This window comes from Entomohabitans teleogrylli, from assembly GCF_001484765.1.
Taxonomy (GTDB): Bacteria; Pseudomonadota; Gammaproteobacteria; order Enterobacterales; family Enterobacteriaceae; genus Entomohabitans; species Entomohabitans teleogrylli.
Genome location: NZ_LLXO01000012.1, coordinates 1 through 18,826, shown reverse-complemented (window position 1 = coordinate 18,826; position 18,826 = coordinate 1). Strand labels below are relative to the sequence as shown.

At 56.9% G+C, this 18,826-nt stretch carries 14 protein-coding genes; 7 read left to right on the top strand and 7 right to left on the bottom strand.

What is annotated here, in order from left to right:
- Positions 1-44 precede the first annotated feature (44 nt).
- From sorE to AQ981_RS14135, 4 genes are all read left to right on the top strand, one after another.
- Entirely contained in the window at positions 45-1,283 is a 1,239-nt protein-coding gene (gene sorE, locus AQ981_RS14150; RefSeq protein ID WP_058912399.1) for an L-sorbose 1-phosphate reductase, read from the top strand.
- Between the two features lie 144 nt (positions 1,284-1,427).
- The gene (locus AQ981_RS14145) at positions 1,428-2,240 is read left to right on the top strand and encodes a shikimate 5-dehydrogenase (protein WP_058912398.1); all 813 of its coding nucleotides are present in this window, start codon (positions 1,428-1,430) and stop codon (positions 2,238-2,240) included.
- A gap of 123 nt (positions 2,241-2,363) precedes the next feature.
- On the top strand, positions 2,364-2,735 hold the full coding sequence (locus tag AQ981_RS14140; protein WP_058912397.1) for a VOC family protein: 372 nt from the start codon (positions 2,364-2,366) through the stop codon (positions 2,733-2,735).
- Positions 2,736-2,843: 108 nt separating this feature from the next.
- Entirely contained in the window at positions 2,844-3,542 is a 699-nt protein-coding gene (locus AQ981_RS14135) for a helix-turn-helix transcriptional regulator (protein WP_058912396.1), read from the top strand.
- Positions 3,543-3,556: 14 nt separating this feature from the next.
- On the opposite strand, the gene AQ981_RS14130 is transcribed toward AQ981_RS14135, so the two are convergent.
- The gene (locus AQ981_RS14130; protein WP_058912395.1) at positions 3,557-5,197 is read right to left on the bottom strand and encodes a Na/Pi cotransporter family protein; all 1,641 of its coding nucleotides are present in this window, start codon (positions 5,195-5,197) and stop codon (positions 3,557-3,559) included.
- Between the two features lie 386 nt (positions 5,198-5,583).
- Positions 5,584-9,267 (bottom strand): methionine synthase, encoded by a 3,684-nt coding sequence (gene metH / locus AQ981_RS14125; protein WP_058912394.1) that lies wholly within the window; start codon positions 9,265-9,267, stop codon positions 5,584-5,586.
- A gap of 344 nt (positions 9,268-9,611) precedes the next feature.
- Between metH and iclR the strand changes: the two genes are divergently transcribed.
- The 3 genes from iclR to AQ981_RS14110 all read left to right on the top strand — a co-directional run bounded on the left by iclR (position 9,612) and on the right by AQ981_RS14110 (position 12,144).
- Positions 9,612-10,445, top strand: a complete 834-nt coding sequence (gene iclR / locus AQ981_RS14120) for a glyoxylate bypass operon transcriptional repressor IclR (RefSeq protein ID WP_058912393.1) — start codon at positions 9,612-9,614, stop codon at positions 10,443-10,445.
- Positions 10,446-10,573: 128 nt separating this feature from the next.
- Positions 10,574-11,215 carry a lysophospholipid acyltransferase family protein gene (locus AQ981_RS14115; protein WP_058912392.1) on the top strand — a complete coding sequence of 214 codons (642 nt, stop codon included), beginning with the start codon at positions 10,574-10,576 and terminating at the stop codon, positions 11,213-11,215.
- On the top strand, positions 11,212-12,144 hold the full coding sequence (locus tag AQ981_RS14110; protein WP_058912391.1) for a phosphatidate cytidylyltransferase: 933 nt from the start codon (positions 11,212-11,214) through the stop codon (positions 12,142-12,144). The genes AQ981_RS14115 and AQ981_RS14110 overlap by 4 nt, the downstream gene beginning before the upstream one ends.
- A gap of 1 nt (position 12,145) precedes the next feature.
- On the opposite strand, the gene aceK is transcribed toward AQ981_RS14110, so the two are convergent.
- The 5 genes from aceK to AQ981_RS14085 form a co-directional block, all read right to left on the bottom strand.
- On the bottom strand, positions 12,146-13,888 hold the full coding sequence (gene aceK, locus AQ981_RS14105; protein WP_058912390.1) for a bifunctional isocitrate dehydrogenase kinase/phosphatase: 1,743 nt from the start codon (positions 13,886-13,888) through the stop codon (positions 12,146-12,148).
- An 87-nt stretch (positions 13,889-13,975) separates the two neighbouring features.
- Positions 13,976-15,283 carry an isocitrate lyase gene (gene aceA / locus AQ981_RS14100; RefSeq protein ID WP_058912389.1) on the bottom strand — a complete coding sequence of 436 codons (1,308 nt, stop codon included), beginning with the start codon at positions 15,281-15,283 and terminating at the stop codon, positions 13,976-13,978.
- A 30-nt stretch (positions 15,284-15,313) separates the two neighbouring features.
- Positions 15,314-16,912 (bottom strand): malate synthase A, encoded by a 1,599-nt coding sequence (gene aceB, locus AQ981_RS14095; RefSeq protein ID WP_058912388.1) that lies wholly within the window; start codon positions 16,910-16,912, stop codon positions 15,314-15,316.
- A 249-nt stretch (positions 16,913-17,161) separates the two neighbouring features.
- Complete coding sequence (gene metA / locus AQ981_RS14090; RefSeq protein WP_058912387.1) at positions 17,162-18,091, bottom strand: homoserine O-acetyltransferase MetA; 930 nt, start codon at positions 18,089-18,091, stop codon at positions 17,162-17,164.
- Positions 18,092-18,217: 126 nt separating this feature from the next.
- Complete coding sequence (locus tag AQ981_RS14085; protein ID WP_058912386.1) at positions 18,218-18,622, bottom strand: YjaA family stress response protein; 405 nt, start codon at positions 18,620-18,622, stop codon at positions 18,218-18,220.
- Positions 18,623-18,826: the final 204 nt, after the last annotated feature.

Here is an 18,826-nt window from a genome sequence, read left to right as displayed (position 1 = left end):
CGTTTAACCTGTAAACCCCGGGTAAACCGGGGACGAGGTGGATAATGCAAACCACAGCTTTACGCCTGTACGGCAAACGCGACCTGCGCCTGGAGACATTTGAGTTACCGGAAATGGGAGATGACGAGATACTGGCCAGCGTCGTGACCGACAGCCTGTGCCTCTCCTCCTGGAAAGAGGCCAATCAGGGAGCGGATCACAAAAAAGTCCCCGACGATGTGGCGACCCGTCCTGTCATCATCGGCCATGAGTTTTGCGGCGATATTCTGGCGGTCGGTAAAAAATGGCAGCATAAATTTCACCCCGGCCAGCGCTATGTTATTCAGGCCAACCTGCAATTGCCGGACCGCCCGGACTGCCCCGGCTACTCCTTTCCATGGGTCGGGGGAGAAGCCACCCATGTGCTGATCCCGGCGGAAGTCATGGAACAGGATTGCCTGCTGGCCTATCAGGGAGACACTTATTTTGAGGGGTCTCTGGTGGAGCCGCTCTCCTGCGTCATCGGCGCGTTTAACGCCAACTATCATCTTCAGGAGGGCACCTATAACCACGTGATGGGGATTCGTCCCCGTGGACGCACCCTGATCCTGGGCGGTACCGGCCCAATGGGACTACTGGCAATCGACTATGCTCTGCATGGTCCGGTAAATCCGGCTCTGCTGGTGGTCACCGATAACAACCGCGCTAAGCTGGCCTACGCCCGGAAACACTATCCGTCCAGCGATCAGACACAGATCCACTATCTGAATGCCCGCGAGCAGGAGGCATCCGCCGATACCCTGCGGGCGCTGAGCGGAGGTAAGGGTTATGATGATATTTTTGTGTTTGTCCCCGGTGAGGAACTGGTTGCGATGGCCTCTTCCCTGCTGGCCCCGGACGGCTGCCTGAATTTCTTTGCCGGGCCGCAGAATAAGGATTTCTGCGCCGCCGTGAATTTTTACGATCTCCACTACGCTTTCACCCACTATGTTGGTACTTCCGGGGGCAATACCGACGATATGCGCGCTGCGGTACGGCTGATTGAAGAGAAGAAAGTGCAGGCCGCCAAAGTGGTCACGCATATTCTGGGCCTGAACGCGGCGGCGGAGGCCACGCTGGCGCTGCCGGAGATCGGCGGAGGTAAGAAACTGGTGTATACCGGTAAGTCGTTGCCACTGACCTCGCTGGAGGCGATTGCCGGCGGCGCCGCGGATACCGCGCTGGCAGAGATACTGGCGCGCCATCAGGGACTCTGGTCCGCGGAGGCGGAACGCTACCTGCTGGATAGCGCAGACAATATTTAAGTAACCAGTCCGGTGACAAACCATCGTCCAGGCACAAAACTCACCTGGACTATCTGAACATAAACCGGAAAATAACCTTCACTGGTTTTACCCGTTAACCGCGGCATTTTCCGCAATGCCGCCAGCTATCAGAGGATACGGCTTATGATTAATCGCGACACTCAGCTCTGTATGTCGCTGGCCGGACGGCCGGGCAACTTCGGCACCCGCTTTCACAACTATCTGTACCAGAAACTGGGGCTGAACTTTATTTATAAAGCCTTCACCACCAGCGATATCGAAGCGGCGGTGAAAGGGGTCCGGGCGCTGGGTATTCGCGGCTGCGCTGTCTCCATGCCGTTCAAAGAGCGCTGCATCCCGTTTCTCGACGCGCTGGAACCTTCCGCGGCGGTGATTGAGTCGGTCAACACCATTGTCAACGATAACGGCAAGCTTACCGGTTTGAACACCGACTATATCGCCGTACGCAGCCTGATCGAAAGCAACGCCCTCGACCCACAGCAGGATGTACTGCTACGCGGCAGCGGCGGGATGGGCAAAGCGGTGGTTGCCGCCTTTCGGGACGCCGGCTTTAAACATCTCACGCTGATAGCCCGCAACCCGGAAACCGGTCCGCGCCTGGCGCAGCAGTACGGGTTCCGATGGCAGGCGGACGCCGGCGATAGCCGCGCTGCGATTCTGGTCAATGTCACTCCGCTGGGAATGGCCGGCGGCGCGGAAAGCGAACAGCTTGCCTTCAGCGAAGCGACTATCGACGAGGCTAACGTCGTGTTCGACGTCGTCGCCCTGCCACCGGAGACGCCACTCATCCGTATGGCCGGTGCTAAAGGTAAGAAAATCATTAGCGGCGCCGAGGTTATCGCCCTGCAGGCGGTGGAACAGTTTGCGCTTTATACCGGCGTACGCCCTTCACAAGACCTGGTGGCCGAAGCCGCCGCTTTCGCCCGGGCAGGCTAAAAACTACAGCGTCGGCTGTACAGGCCGGCGCTTTTTACTCCCTCGCGCTCTACTGACAGAAACTGTCACTCCCTGCCGGCACTATCGTTATACAGCCATTTACCCCCTGAAAAGGAAACTGCGATGACGATGCCCAATACCGTAATTCTCTATGTCCGTAACCCGCTGGCCAGCGCCGCGTTCTATCGTGAATTACTGGCGGCAGAACCAGTGGAAACCTCACCGACGTTTGTTATGTTTGCGCTGAAAAACGGCATGATGCTCGGCCTGTGGTCGCGCTTTACCGCTGAGCCGCTACCGCAAGCGCCCGCTGGCGGCGGCGAATTGCTGTTCACCGTCAGCAATCACGCTGATGTCGAGGAGCGCTATACCGCATGGGGAGCGCGCGGTCTGACGATGATTCAGAAACCCACTCGCCTCGACTTCGGCTACAGCTTTGTCGCCATCGATCCCGATGGACATCGCCTGCGGGTCGTCAGCCCGGGAGAAGCGTAATCCGTCGCGTTGCGTCGGGAGATAATTTACCGCTCGCCAGCGCCGGTATTTGTCGGTAAAGATAGTGAGTCGGCGCTTCGCGCCCTCCAGACAGACGGAGAACTTACCATGTCCCGCGCCCGTCGGCTCCTCGACCTGCTGCATCTTCTGCGCCGTCATCGCTACCCGGTGACGGCGGCAAGCCTTGCCAGCGAGCTGGGGATTAGCGTACGTACTCTGTACCGGGATATCGCCACGTTGCAGAGCCAGGGGGCCGCCATAGAGGGCGAAGCCGGGCTGGGATACGTACTGAAGCCCGGGTTCACCCTGCCGCCGCTGATGTTTACGCCCCAGGAGATAGAAGCGCTGGTGCTGGGTATCCGCTGGGTCAACAGGCACGGCGATGAGGCGTTAGGCGCAGCGGCCCGGGACGCGCTGGCGAAAATATCCGCGCTAATTCCCGACGATCTGCGCCTGACCCTGGAATCCACCCATCTGCTGATCGGCCCATCGGCGGCGCAAAATACCTCACCTTTGTTGGCGCCGCTACGCGCCGCCATCCGCGGAGAAACTAAACTGGCGATAGCCTATCAGGATGCCAGAAGCCGCCGTTCGCAGCGCATCGTCTGGCCGTTCGCGCTGGGATATTTTGATCAGTTGCATGTGCTGATCGCCTGGTGCGAGAAGCGCGCAGCGATCCGCCACTTCCGCACCGATCGCATCAGCGACCTGACAGCGCTTAATATTCGCTATCCGCGCCGCCGCCAGCAACTACTGAAACAGTGGCGCGAGAGCGAAGGGATCGCTGAGTCCGACATTCTGTTGTAGCGCGCCGCAGGCCATCACTGGGCGCCATACTCTTCTCTGACATCATCATCGTCCGGCTGCTCCAGTACGCTATAGGCTACTGCGCAGAACAGGGAGTTCAGCCGTCGCATATCCCCCAGCAATCCCAGGTGCAGCGAGCTGGTCTCCATACTCTGAACATTTTGCTGGTGCAGACGATCGACGTGGGCATGCGCATAGCGCCGGTTCATGATCCGAAAACGGTGCTTATTGCGCCGCAAACGTCGGGCGCTATCCACATCCCCGGAGAAGAACACCGACAACCCCAGCTTAAGGTTAAGCTGTAGCTGTTTTTGCAGGTTCTGCAGCTCTTCCTTCCCCTGGGAAGAGAACGCCAGCCGGGCAGCCAGCGATTTATCCGCCACCTCGCTGCCCATACGCTCAATAATATCGGCAGCCTGCTCCAGGTTCAGCGCAGTTTCAATGATCTCCGCCCAGCGGTGGGACTCCGCCTCCGCCAGATCCTCTTTCGGCAGCCGGGCCAGATAAAGCTTAATAGCGGTGTAGAGCACATTGACATCATCGGCCAGCCTGCGCAGCGTTTTTTCCATCCGCGGTTCGCCTGACATTACCTTATGCCATCCTTCCAGCATCTGCTCTACCGCATCGCCCATGCGCAGCGTTTCCCGGGCGGCATTCGCCAGCCCCAGCGCCGGGGTATCCAGCGCGCTGGAATCGAGGTATTTCGGCCTGATACGATCGTCCAGCTCCGGCGGGTCGTGAATAATTCTCTGGCAAAAGCGCGCCATCGGCCCGGCAAAAGGCACCATCACCAGGCAGCGAATCAGGTTGTAAAAGACATGAAAATAGATAACCAGTTCAGATTCCGGCAGCGGCAGTTTGTGCAGGTTTTGCGCCAGAAAATGGACAAAAGGCAATACCAGTAAACAGCCCACCAGCTTAAACAACAGGCTGCCCAGCGCCACCCGACGGGCGGCAGCGTTGGCCGCGCTATTATTGAGCATCGCCAGCAGGCCGGAACCCAGATTGGCGCCGATCACCAGACACAGGGCCACATCGAAGGAAATCACCCCGGTTGCGTTCAGGGTAGCGGTCAGCAGCACCGCAGCCAGGCTGGAATAGCTGATGATTGCAAACACGGCGCCAATCAGCGCATCCAGCATGATATCCCCGGTCAGGGAGGCGAAGATGACCTTTACCCCGGAAGCCTGGGTGATCGGCGTCACCGCCTGTACGATCAGCTCCAGAGCCTGGAGAATCAGCCCGAGACCGATGGCTACCCTGCCCAGTTGCCCCGCCCGGCTCTGTTTCCGGCCAAGGAAAAAAATCACGCCAATGAAGATCAACAGCGGCGACAGCCAGGAGAGATCGAACGTCAGCACGCGCGCCATCAGCGCGGTACCGACATCGGCGCCCAGAACAATCACCAGCGCCGGCGTGAGCGCCACCAGATCCTGGGCGACAAACGAAGTCACCAGCATAGTTGTCGCATTACTGCTCTGGACCAGCGCCGTAACGCCGATACCCGCACAGAAGGCAAAGGGTTTCTTTTCAACGCTACGGCTCAGTACACTGCGCAAGCGGGCGCCGAAGACGCGCATGACGCCGGTTCGGACAATATGGGTGCCCCATACCAGTAGCGCCACGGCGGAAAGCAGATGTAATAATGTCAGCACGGACTCTCCTTATCGACACACCGCCCGTCGGACGCGCTCTGCGTCGACGGCACCGGCACGCCCTGTGCCCGGAGATTCACAATCCTGTAATTCCTGCGCCTCCCGATCGCGGCAGTGCATCACTTTTTGATTTCCCCTGGGATTTCATATCCGGACTTACCGGGCCGCCAACGCGGCAGGAAAGATCCCGGACGTTAAGTATAAGGGGTTAAATGTAATAAAACGCCGCACCGGCGGTTTCGGGAAATCAATGTTGTAACGAAAGATGACAGTTTGATGACGGCGGGAGTGGTGTTGACCTGAAAAATGCGCCAGAAAAACAGAAACAGGCGGAAAACACCCTACCTGTTTCTGTCACGCTATAACCAGTTAAAGGCACCCCCGAATCAGTCGGCGTCATACCCCAGATTAGGCGCCAGCCAGCGTTCCACCTCCGCTACCGACATCCCTTTACGCCGCGCATAATCCTCTACCTGGTCGCGCTGGATCTGCGCCACGGCGAAGTATTTGCTGTCAGGATGGCTGAAGTACCAGCCTGCTACCGACGCTCCCGGCCACATCGCGCAGGATTCAGTGAGCTTCATACCAATACGCGCTTCAACATCCAGCAACCCCCAGATAACGGTTTTTTCGGTATGCTCCGGACAGGCAGGGTAACCCGGCGCCGGTCTGATCCCCTGGTAGTTTTCGCGAATCAGTTCTTCGTTGCTCAGATTTTCCCCCGGCGCATAGCCCCAGTACACCTTACGTACCCGCTCGTGCAGGTATTCCGCAAAGGCTTCCGCCAGCCGGTCGGCAAGCGCTTTGACCATAATTTTATTGTAATCATCGTGCTGTGCTTCAAACGCCTGCGCCAGCGCATCTTCTTCCAGCCCGCCGGTGACCGCAAAGGCCCCGATATAGTCCTCTTTACCGCTGCTTTTCGGCGCCACAAAATCCGCCAGACAGTAGTTGGCGAACCCGGTTTTCTCCGTTTGCTGGCGCAAATGGTGGCTGACGGCCTGCAGGTGGGTACGGGATTCATCCCGGTAGATCTCCACGTCATCGCCGTTACGGTTAGCCGGGAACAGCCCCACAACCCCGCGCGGCGTCAGCGTTTTTTCCGCGCTCAGCGTATCGAGCATTGCGTTGGCATCGGCAAACAGGCGCTGCGCCTCTTCGCCCACCACGTCATCTTCAAGAATGCGCGGGTATTTCCCGGCCAGCGACCAGGTCATAAAAAACGGCGTCCAGTCGATGTAATTACGCAGAGTTTCAATACTCGCCGTCACCTCCTGTACCCCCAGGCGATGGGCAACGGGCGGCGTATAGCTCGCCCAGTCAAAAGCAAAGTCGTTTTCCCGCGCCGCTTCCAGGGTGACCGGCGGCGTACGCGGCTTTTTGCGCCCGTGCTGGGTGCGCACCGTTTCGTATTCGCGGCGAGTACGGGCGACAAACTCATCGCGCTGCGTGTCGGACAACAGCGCAGCGACTACCCCGACGGTACGCGAAGCGTTCGCGACATATACCGTCGGGCCGCTGTAATTCGGCTCGATTTTCACCGCCGTATGGGCTTTGGAGGTGGTCGCGCCGCCAATCAGCAGCGGTAGCGTAAAGCCCTGGCGCTCCATCTCTTTAGCGACGTTGACCATCTCGTCCAGCGACGGCGTGATCAGCCCGGACAGGCCAATAATATCGGCATTCACTTCCCGGGCGGTTTTGAGGATTTTCTCCGCCGGCACCATGACGCCAAGATCGATGATTTCATAGTTATTACACTGCAGTACCACGCCGACGATATTTTTACCAATATCGTGAACATCGCCTTTTACAGTCGCAATCACCATTTTGCCATTACTGGAACCCTGTTGCTTGCTGGCTTCAATATACGGCTCCAGGTAAGCCACCGCCTGTTTCATCACGCGCGCGGACTTCACCACCTGGGGCAGGAACATTTTACCTTCCCCGAACAGGTCGCCGACCACGTTCATACCGTCCATCAGCGGCCCTTCGATCACCTCGATCGGCCGATCGGCCTGCTGACGCGCCTCCTCGGTGTCCTGTTCGATAAACTCGGTAATGCCTTTCACCAGCGAATATTCGAGGCGTTTTTTCACATCCCAGCCGCGCCATTCCGCCAGTTGCGTATCCCCGGCGTCATCGCTCTTTTTGCCGCGATATTTTTCCGCCAGCGCCAGCAGACGCTCGGTGCCATCATCGCGGCGGTTGAGGATCACATCCTCTACCGCATCGCGTAACTCGCCGGGCAGGTCATCATAAATCGCCAGTTGCCCGGCGTTAACAATGCCCATATCCATACCATTGCGAATGGCGTAGTAGAGAAACACCGCGTGGATCGCCTCACGCACCGGGTCATTACCACGGAAGGAGAAAGAGACATTGGAAACCCCGCCGGAAATCAGGGCGTGGGGCAGCTCGCGCTTAATGTCCTCACAGGCGCCGATAAAATCCAGCGCATAGTTATTGTGCTCTTCAATACCGGTCGCCACGGCAAAAATATTCGGGTCGAAGATAATATCTTCCGGCGGGAAACCGACCTCTTCAGTGAGTACCCGGTACGCCCGCCGGCAGATGGCGATTTTTCGCTCCCGGGTGTCCGCCTGGCCATCCTCATCAAAGGCCATCACCACTACCGCGGCGCCGTAGCGACGTACCCGCTTTGCATGCTGAATAAAGGTCTCAATCCCTTCTTTCATGGAGATGGAGTTAACAATTCCTTTCCCCTGGATGCACTTCAGCCCTTTTTCAATAACCTCCCACTTCGAGGAGTCGATCATGATAGGGACGCGGGCGATATCCGGCTCACCGGCAATAAGATTCAGGAAACGCACCATCGCCGCTTCGGCGTCCAGCATCCCCTCGTCCATGTTGATATCAATAATCTGAGCACCGTTTTCTACCTGCTGACGGGCGACATCCAGCGCCTCGCTATATTTTTCTTCTTTAATCAGCCGTTTGAATTTCGCCGAACCGGTAACGTTGGTGCGTTCGCCAACATTCACAAACAGGCTGTCATCGCCGATGTTCAACGGCTCCAGACCGGAAAGCCGGCAGGCAACGGGCAGTTTCGGCAGGCGGCGCGGCGCCAGCCCCTCTACGGCCTGGCTCATGGCGGCAATGTGCGCCGGGGTGGTGCCGCAACAGCCGCCGACAATATTCAGAAAGCCGGATTGCGCCCATTCGCGGATCTGCGCGGCCATCGCATCAGCGTCCAGATCGTACTCCCCGAAGGCGTTCGGCAATCCCGCATTGGGGTGCGCGGTCACATAGCATTCAGCAATGCGCGACAGCTCCTGCACATACTGACGCAGTTCATCCGGCCCCAGCGCACAGTTCAGGCCGAAGGTCAGCGCTTCTGCATGACGCAGTGAGTTATAAAACGCTTCAGTGGTCTGGCCGGAAAGCGTGCGCCCGGAAGCATCGGTGATGGTACCGGAGATCATAATCGGCAGTTCGACCCCCAGCGCTTCAAACTCCTCTTTCACCGCAAACACTGCCGCCTTAGCGTTCAGCGTATCAAAGACGGTTTCAATCAGGATCAGATCCGCTCCGCCTTCCACCAGCGCTTTGGTGGATTCACGATAAGCGGACACCAGTTGATCAAAAGTGATGTTGCGGAAAGCCGGGTCGTTCACATCCGGCGAGATGGACGCCGTACGGTTGGTTGGCCCCAGTACGCCGGCAACATAGCGCGGTTTATCCGGTGTTCTGGCCGTCCACTCATCGGCGCAGGCGCGGGCCAGTTTTGCGGCCTCATAGTTTATCTCCGCCGACAAAGACTCCATCTGGTAGTCCGCCATGGCGATGGTGGTGGAGTTAAAGGTATTGGTTTCGATAATATCGGCGCCGGCTTCAAAGTAAGCGTAGTGAATAGCAGCGATGATATCTGGCCGGGTCAGCGCCAGCAGGTCATTATTGCCTTTCAGATCGCAGGGCCAGTCGGCGAACCGCTCGCCGCGAAAATCCTCTTCCTGCAGGCGGTAACTCTGGATCATGGTTCCCATACCACCGTCCAGCACCAGAATTCGCTCAGCTAACTGCTGATGCAGTTTTTCAACATGACTACTCACTTTGATTCCTCTATCCACGGTATGACGCGTCTTGTGTCTGCGGCTGATTGTTGAATGATTGTTATAAGTAGCGGCAACCTCTCATCCTACCACACATCCCCGGCGTGTCGGCGACCATTGATGTTGAGAGTTTTTCAGGTAGCCGGATGGCTGAGCAAACGGGCTGCGCTGATATGCGACGCAGTGAATGACCATATTATCCCGCCAACTGTCGGCGAGAATTGTTCTAATTTTACTCATCGGAGCAGCATTTCCGGCCAGTTTCGTGCATACTGAATAAAAAGAAAATCATTTCCACAATACGGAAATTAACGCCTTTTCATGCTTTCAGAAGGAGAATCGCCATGGCCGTCACGATTCCCGCTAAACGAGGGAAAAAACCGCGCGCCGCCGCCGCCGCCGCGCCCCAGCCCACCGGACAGGTGCAATCCCTGACCCGCGGCCTGAAACTACTGGAATCCATCGCTGAAGCCCACGGCAGCGTCGCGTTAACCGAGCTGGCCCAGCAGGCCGGATTACCCAATTCCACCACTCACCGGCTACTGACTACCATGCAGCAACAGGGATTCGTGCGTCAGGTGGGCGATCTCGGCCACTGGACCATCGGCGCCCATGCTTTTATGGTCGGTAGCAGCTTCCTGCAAAGCCGCAACCTGCTGGCCATCGTCCACCCGATCCTGCGCAGACTGATGGAAGAATCCGGCGAAACCGTTAACCTGGCGGTGCTCGATCAGGACGATCACCAGGCGATTATCATCGACCAGGTACAGTGCACCCAGTTGATGCGCATGTCTGCGCCGATTGGCGGTAAATTGCCGATGCACGCTTCCGGCGCCGGCAAGGCGTTTCTTGCCTGGCTCAGCGATGAGGCGCTCAGCGGATTACTACACCGCAAAGGGCTGCACGCCTACACCCCGGCCACCCTGGTCTCGCCGGTGCATCTCAAAGACGACCTGGCCCAGATCCGCAAGCGCGGCTATTCATTCGACGATGAAGAACACGCTCTTGGACTGCGCTGTGTCGCCGCCTGCATTTATAACGAATACCACGAACCTTTTGCGGCTATCTCGATTTCCGGCCCGATTTCACGCATCACGGACGATCGGGTCACCGAGCTTGGCGCGCTGGTGATTAAAGCCGCCAAAGAAATCACCCTCGCTTATGGAGGAGGGCGTTAACTTTGGGCGCAGACTTTGTATACTGCCTGTTGAGTAACCAATAACCTGTCATTTTAACGAGCGTTGCACATGGAAAAGGATATCCTGGCGCGGACCACGGGTTCGCGTGACTTCTGCGGAGGTATGCGATGAGCCGCTATCTCCGTCCCGACCGGGTCTGCATCCAGTGGCTGCTGGTCACAGTGTGCCGCCTGTTGACCGGCATCCGCGCCACCTGGCTGGCGCCGCCGCTCCCCCATCAGCCGACCATCTATTACGCCAACCACAGCAGCCATCTGGACGGGCTGGTGATTTGGGCCAGCCTGCCGCCGGAAATTCGCCGCCGGGTCCATCCGGTCGCCGCCGCCGACTACTGGCTAAAGACTCCGCTGCGTCGTTACCTGGCCTCCAGCATTTTTAACGCCGTACTGGTGGAACGTCACGGAAAGTCCCGGGACGATGCGCCACGCGATCCGCTGGAACCGCTGGCCGGGGCGCTGGAGCGCGGCGAATCGCTGATTTTCTTCCCGGAAGGCACCCGGGGAGACGGTGAAACGCCGGGGGAGTTCAAAAGCGGCCTGTATCACCTGGCGCAGCGCTGCCCGACCGCCGTCCTGACCCCGGTGTGGCTGGAAAATCTCAATCGGGTACTGCCTAAAGGCTCAAGACTGGTGGTACCGGTTATCTGCCGCGCCACCTTTGGGGAATCCGTCGCACATCCTGACGAGGATGAGACGAAAAAGGACTTTTTATTGCGCGCCAGGACGGCGCTGGAGAACCTCTCATCATGATAAGCCTCGATCATGACCTCAGGATATTGCTGTCCGGGCTGTTCGGCCTGCTGGTGGTGGCCAGTATCATCGGCGCCGTACTGGCCCATTTTCGCCACAACGACACCATCACCAATCTCAACGCCCGCATTCGCGCCTGGTGGTTGATGTGCACCATTTCCGTTATGGCATTACTGATCGGCCAGACGGGTTCGGTAATACTTTTCGCCCTGATGTCCTTCTATGCGTTCCGCGAATGCATCACCCTGACCCCCACCCGACGCGGCGATCATGAAGCGCTGTTCTGGTGTTTCTTTATCATCCTGCCGCTGCAATACCTGCTGGTAGGCATGGAGTGGTATGGTGTCTTTACCATTTTTATTCCGGTTTACGCGTTTTTGTTTATCCCAACGCGCATCGCCATCGCCGGAGATACCACCCACTTTCTGGAGCGCAGCGCCAAAATTCAGTGGAGCCTGATGCTGGCAGTCTATTGCGTCAGCCATATTCCGGCCCTGCTGATGCTGCCAATTCCTGGCTATGAAGGCGAAAACCTTAAGCTGGTGCTGTTTGTAATGATTGTGGTGCAGATATCCGATGTCCTGCAGTATGTCTTCGGCAAACTGTGGGGGCGACGCGCGATTGTGCCGAAACTTAGCCCCAACAAAACGGTGGAAGGCTTTGTCGGCGGAATTCTCAGCGCCAGCCTGGTGGGGATGGGACTCTTCTGGATCACCCCGTTTAACCCCTGGCAGGCTTTTGCCATTTCCCTGTTGATCACCCTGCTCGGCTTTGCCGGCGGCCTGTGTATGTCCGCCATTAAACGCGACCGGGGGGTGAAGGACTTCGGCGCCATGCTGTCAGGACATGGCGGCATGATGGACCGCATCGACTCGCTGTGTTTCGCTTCGCCGGTGTTTTTCCACGTGATCCGCTATTTCTACTGCTGACTCAGCCCACTTTACGCAGCGGCGCGTAGCGCTGGCAAAAGCGCTGCCGCCGCCGGTAAGCAAAAACGTCCTCCACATGCCCTTCGCGAATGCGTGACTGCAGCGACCGCCAGTAGTCAGCCCGGAACAGATCGCCATGCATTTCGTCAAACAGTGGTCCGATACGCGGATCGGCGCACAGCCAGTGGCGAAATTCTTCCGGGAACACATCCCCGGGCGCGACGCTGTACCACGGCTCGGCGCTCAGTTCATCTTCCGGAAAGCGCGGCGGCGGGATGTCGCGGAAATTAACCTCGGTCATATAGCAAATTTCGTCATAGTCATAAAACACCACTCGTCCGTGGCGCGTCACGCCAAAGTTTTTAAACAGCATGTCGCCGGGGAAAATATTGGCCGCCGCCAGTTGACGAATGGCGTTGCCATACTCTTCCACCGCGTCTCTGAGCTGCTGCCCTTCCACCTGAGCCAGCCACAGATTGAGCGGCACCATACGCCGTTCAATATACAAATGACTGATCACCAGCCGATCGCCCAGATCGGTGAGTTTCTCCGGCACCTCCTGCCACAGCAGTTCCATCAGCGCCGGACTGATCTGGCGTTTTTCCAGCACAAAATTTTCGAACTCCTGGGTATCCGCCATTCGCCCGACGCGATCGTGCTCTTTGACTAACTGGTAGCACGCCCGGACATGGGCGGCGCTCATCTCTTTTTGCGGCGCAAAGCGATCTTTAATGACCTTAAACACCCGGTCGAATCCCGGCATGGTAAATACCAGCATTACCATGCCGCGAATCCCCGGCGCTTCAATAAATTGTTCGTCGGCATGGGTAATGTACTGCAGATATTCCCGGTAGCTTTCCGTCTTACCGTGCTTCTGGCAACCAATAGCCATATACAATTCAGCGGTGGTTTTTCCGGGGAGAATTTCCCGCAGCCACTCCACCATTGCCGCCGGCAGCGGCGCATAAACCATAAAATAAGAGCGGGCAAACCCGAAAACGATACTGGCCTCCGCGCTGCCGGTCAGGCAGGTATCAACAAACAGTTTCCCCTCTTCGCTACGGTGAATCGGCAACAGGAAAGGCACCACACGATCGGCAAAGCGCAGTTTACCTACCAGCCATGCCGCTTTATTGCGATAAAACAGCTCATTAGCCACCTGCAGATGCGCCTGACTCAGGGCGGATTCGGTAAAATTTTCCCCGAGGTGCGCCAGAATATAGTCGACATCCCGCGCCACATCCTCCCAGGGCAGGCGCAGCGGCAGATCGCTCAGTAGCGCGGTAAGCAGGCCGCGCCAACCGCTATCCGGCCAGAAATCTTTGGCCAGCGGCCGGGGAATCAACCGGAAACGCCGCTCCGGCTGGGAGCTGAAAATAAATAACCGCTCGGGCGTCAGCGAGCGATGGTCGAACAGACGACAGTAGACAGAGTTAAAAAAACTTTCGGCAATTTCAAAGCGCGGATAGTCCGGCAGCAATTCGGTATAGTGCTGTTTCACCCGCAGCAGAAACGTCGCGTCGGTGCTTTTCCCTTCGGTAATACAGCGCAACTGTTCCACGACCAGGCCGACATGATGATCGTACAGATGGATGCGCTGTTTCATCGCCTGCTGAACGGCGTGCCAGTCCGCCTGTTCAAAGCGCTGCTGGGCGCCGGATGTGACCTCCAGAAAGCGTCCATACTGGGCGTCAAAGCCCTGCAGAATGGTTTGCGCGATAAGCAGTTCCAGACCCCGCGACATATGCTCTCCTCATCCGGGAAAATTGCCGTTCGAAAATGAAGGGCAGATACGTCGCCATATCTGCCCTTATATTACGCAGCGTCAGATTCAGAACTGCGCTTCTTCCGTCGAACCCGTCAACGCCGTTACCGAAGAGGCGCCCCCCTGAATGATGGTGGTGACGTTATCGAAATAACCGGTGCCCACTTCCTGCTGGTGCGACACAAAGGTGTAACCCTCTTTGCCGGCGACAAATTCCGGCTGCTGCACTTTTTCGACATAGTGTTTCATCCCCTCGCCTCGGGCGTAAGCGTGGGCCAAGTCGAACATGTTGAACCACATGCTGTGGATACCCGCCAGGGTGATGAACTGGAATTTGTACCCCATATCCGACAGTTGCTGCTGGAAGCTGGCGATGGTTTTATCGTCCAGATTCTTCTGCCAGTTGAACGACGGCGAGCAGTTGTAGGCCAGCAGCTTGCCCGGGAAACGGGCGTGGATGGCTTCAGCAAACTGTCTGGCCAGTTCCAGATCCGGCGTCGAGGTTTCACACCACACCAGATCCGCATAGGGCGCATAGGCCAGTCCGCGGCTAATCGCCTGCTCAATACCGGCGTGGGTACGGAAAAAGCCTTCGCTGGTGCGTTCGCCGGTAATAAACTCGCGGTCGTACTCATCGCAGTCGGAAGTGATCAGATCTGCCGCGTCAGCGTCAGTACGGGCGATAAGCAGAGTCGGAACCCCCATCACATCCGCCGCCAGACGCGCTGCCACCAGTTTCTGCACCGCTTCCTGAGTCGGCACCAGGACTTTACCGCCCATATGCCCGCACTTCTTCACGGAGGCCAGTTGGTCTTCAAAGTGCACCGCCGCGGCGCCGGCTTCAATCATCGCTTTCATCAGTTCAAAGGCGTTAAGCACGCCGCCAAAACCGGCTTCCGCATCGGCGACAATCGGCAGGAAGTAATCAATAAAGCGTGGATCGTCACGATCAATGCCCGCCGCCCACTGGATCTGATCGGCGCGCCGGAAAGTGTTGTTAATCCGCTCCACCACCGATGGCACCGAGTTGGCCGGGTACAGCGATTGATCCGGATACATGCTGGACGCCAGGTTAGCGTCCGCCGCCACCTGCCAGCCGGACAAATACACCGCTTCAATTCCCGCCTTCGCCTGTTGCAGCGCCTGACCGCCGGTCAGCGCGCCGAGGCTGTTCACATAGCCTTTCTTCGACTCACCATGCAGCAGTTTCCACATTCTGGCGGCGCCGAGCTGCGCCAGGGTACATTCCGGGTTGACCGAGCCGCGCAGTTTCACCACATCCTGCGCGCTGTACGGGCGGCTGATACCTTCCCAGCGCGGCTGTTTCCACTCTTGTTCCAGTTGTTGAATTTGTTGAGTACGGGTACCAGTCATTGCAGATGCTCCATTTTAAAATGTTATGAATTACGCCAGCAGGCGGTAGCCCGGCAGCGTTAAGAAGTCGATCAGATCGTCGGAGGTGGTGATCTGCTCCATCAGGCAGGCTGCGTCGTCAAAGCGCCCCTGAGTGAAACGCTCTTCGCCCAGTTCCTGACGAATCACCTGCATTTCCTGCCCCAACATCTCGCGGAACAGCGCCTTCGTCACCGGCCTGCCGTCGCTGAGGGTTTTCTGGTGATGAATCCATTGCCAGATGGAGGTACGGGAGATCTCCGCCGTCGCGGCATCCTCCATCAGGCCGTAAATCGGCACACAGCCATTACCGGAAATCCAGGCTTCAATGTACTGAACCGCGACCCGGATATTGGCGCGCATTCCCTGTTCGCTACGCTCGCCCGGACAAGGCTCCAGCAACTGCTGAGCGGTGACCGGAGCGTCATCGGCGCGGCTGACATCCAGTTGGTTTTGCCGGGAGCCGAGGGCGGCGTTAAATACCTCCATCACCGTGTCCGCGAGACCCGGATGAGCAATCCAGGTGCCGTCATGGCCGTTGGACGCCTCCAGCTCCTTATCTGCCCGCACTTTGTCGAGCACCTGGCGGTTCAACGCCTCGTCTTTACTGGGAATAAACGCCGCCATACCGCCCATCGCAAAGGCGCCGCGACGGTGACAGGTTTTGATCAGCAGCCGGGAATAGGCGCTGAGAAACGGCTGGTTCATGGTGACTACCTGACGATCCGGCAGAACACGATCCGGGTGGTTCTTCAGCGTCTTGATGTAACTGAAGATGTAATCCCAGCGGCCGCAGTTGAGACCGACAATGTGGTCACGCATGGCGTGGAGGATTTCATCCATCTGGAACACCGCCGGCAGTGTTTCAATCAACAGCGTCGCTTTAATGGTGCCGCGCGGCAGCGAGAAGCGATCTTCCGCAAAGCTGAAGACTTCGCTCCACCAGGCAGCCTCCTGCCATGACTGGGTTTTCGGCAGATAGAAATACGGACCGCTACCCTTTGCCAGCAACGCCTGGTAGTTATGGAAAAAGTACAGCGCAAAGTCGAACAGGCTGCCCGGTATCGCCTCATCGCGCCAGGTCACGTGTTTTTCCGGCAGATGCAGACCCCGCACCCGGCAAACCAGTACGGCAGGATTGGGTTTTAACTGATAAATTTTCCCGGCTTCATTGGTCCAGGCGATAGTGCCGTTCACGGCGTCGCGCAGATTGATCTGCCCATCGATCACTTTTTCCCAACTGGGCGCCAGAGAATCTTCGAAGTCCGCCATAAACACTTTCACATTGGCGTTCAATGCGTTGATCACCATTTTGCGCTCTACCGGCCCGGTAATCTCTACCCGCCGATCCTGCAAATCTTGCGGAATACCGCGGATCTTCCACTCTTTTTCTCTAATGGAAGCAGTTTCCATAATAAAATCCGGCAACGCTCCGCCATCAATCGCGTTCTGCTGCCCAATCCGCGCTGCCAGCAGTTTATTGCGCTGCGGTGTAAAACGCGTCACCAGTTCGGATAAAAACTCCACGGCGTGCGGTGTTAAAACCTGCCTCTCCTGGTCCCCGAAAGGCTGACTGAATGCCAGCTCAGCGCTAATAGCCTGTTGTGTCATTGTAATGATCCTCTCACTTGATCCCGGCAAAATGCCCCGCAAACCGGCAGTGAAAAACGCTGCGTGTTTTTCGACCAGTGAAATTAAGACTAATAGATCATTTTCAAAAATCAAAAACAATTTCCATTTTTGATTTAATTATTTTTTATCTCATTGATTAATAATGATTTAATTGAATTCCGCAAAGAGGATGTGGTTTCGGAAATAAAAAAGGCACCCGAAAGTGCCTGAGATGGGATGCTGAAACGCTTAATCGAGAGTGGGGTTCATATGACTCAGATCGTAAGGCGTTATCTGATAGACGTAATAGTTCAGCCAGTTGGTAAACAGCAAATTACCGTGACTGCGCCAGGTCGCCCGCGGCGTGTTCTGCGGATCGTTACCCGGGAAATAGTTATCCGGGATCTGCGGGTTCAGTCCGGCGTCGGCATCGCGGAAATATTCATTCGCCAGGGTACCAGCGTCATACTCCGGGTGCCCGGTGACAAAGGCGATACGTTTATCCGGGCTGGCGAACAGGTAGGCATCTCCCCCCTCCGATTCCGCCAGAATTTCCAAATCGGTGTAGTCGCGGATCAGCGCCGCCGGAAAATCGGCATAACGGGAATGCGGAGCCAGGAAAGCATCGTCAAAGCCGCGGGTCAACAACGCATGTGGACGGGTAAGGTGATGCTCAAAAACCCCGGAGAGTTTATCCTGACGAGTCTGCTTGGGTATGCCGTACAAAATGTTCAGCGCAGCCTGGACCGCCCAGCAGACAAACAGCGTCGACGTTACGTGCTCTTTCGCCCACTCAATGACGCATTCAATCTGCGGCCAGTAAGCGACATCGTTAAATTCCACCAGGCCGAGAGGCGCGCCGGTAACAATCAGCCCGTCAAAATTATCGTGCTGAATATCTTCAAAATTACAGTAGAAATTGTTGAGGTGCTCGGCAGGCGTATTGCGCGACTCGCGGCTATCGATCCGCAGTAACTGGATATCCACCTGCAGCGGCGAGTTGGAGAGTAGACGCAGAAACTGATTTTCCGTCTCAATCTTCTTCGGCATCAGATTCAGGATAAGCACTTTGAGCGGACGGATTTCCTGAACGCTGGCGCGCGTCGATGTCATGACAAAGACATTTTCCTCACGCAAGAAATTAACGGCTGGTAACTCATCCGGCACCCGAATTGGCATAACCTTATATCCTCACTGCATACGTTTAAACGTTTAGACATCCAGACACCTGAAGATACCCAGGTTAACTCAGGATGTCGAGTCTGCATGCAGAAGGTGAAAATGTTTCATGCAAGCAAAGGGAGCTTAACTGCGCGATGCCTTGCTGTGCTTAATTCTTTGCGTTACCTGAAGATCGGTCAGGACATCAGGGTCGTCAATCACCAGAACCCTCGCCATGCCAAATGATGCCACGGTGATCTCCTGCAAAACACGGTCCTCCACCTGGGAGAGACCGCCTTCATTCATCTCCAGAGCATGAACCACCACGTCAGCACGGCCTGAAAGCCAGCTCAGCCGGTGCCCCCAACGGCGATTGCGCCAGTCGCGTAGCGGGGCGCTGGCATCATAAATGGCTTTTTCGGCAATAAAGAACTCGGCGACTAACAGGCGAGAATTACTGAAATTTGCGGTTGCAGAAACCTCTCGCCTGGTGGCGAGGTCACGTACCGTGATGTGGTTCCTGCGAATCTGGATATAGAACATTGCCATACTCATTCTTCCCTGACTGACAATTTTTGATGTGGTTAAACATCCTTTGATGGTGCCAGATTACAGTTTTTCTTGCGGTTGGTGATAAAAAAATTACAGGAAGGTTTTTTGGCTTGCAGGAACGCCATGCATACCGGGATATCCGGGCAGCGACGGGTCTAACCCGGGGTGACAGGGAGAGTCCCGGGAACAGTTCCTCCCTGT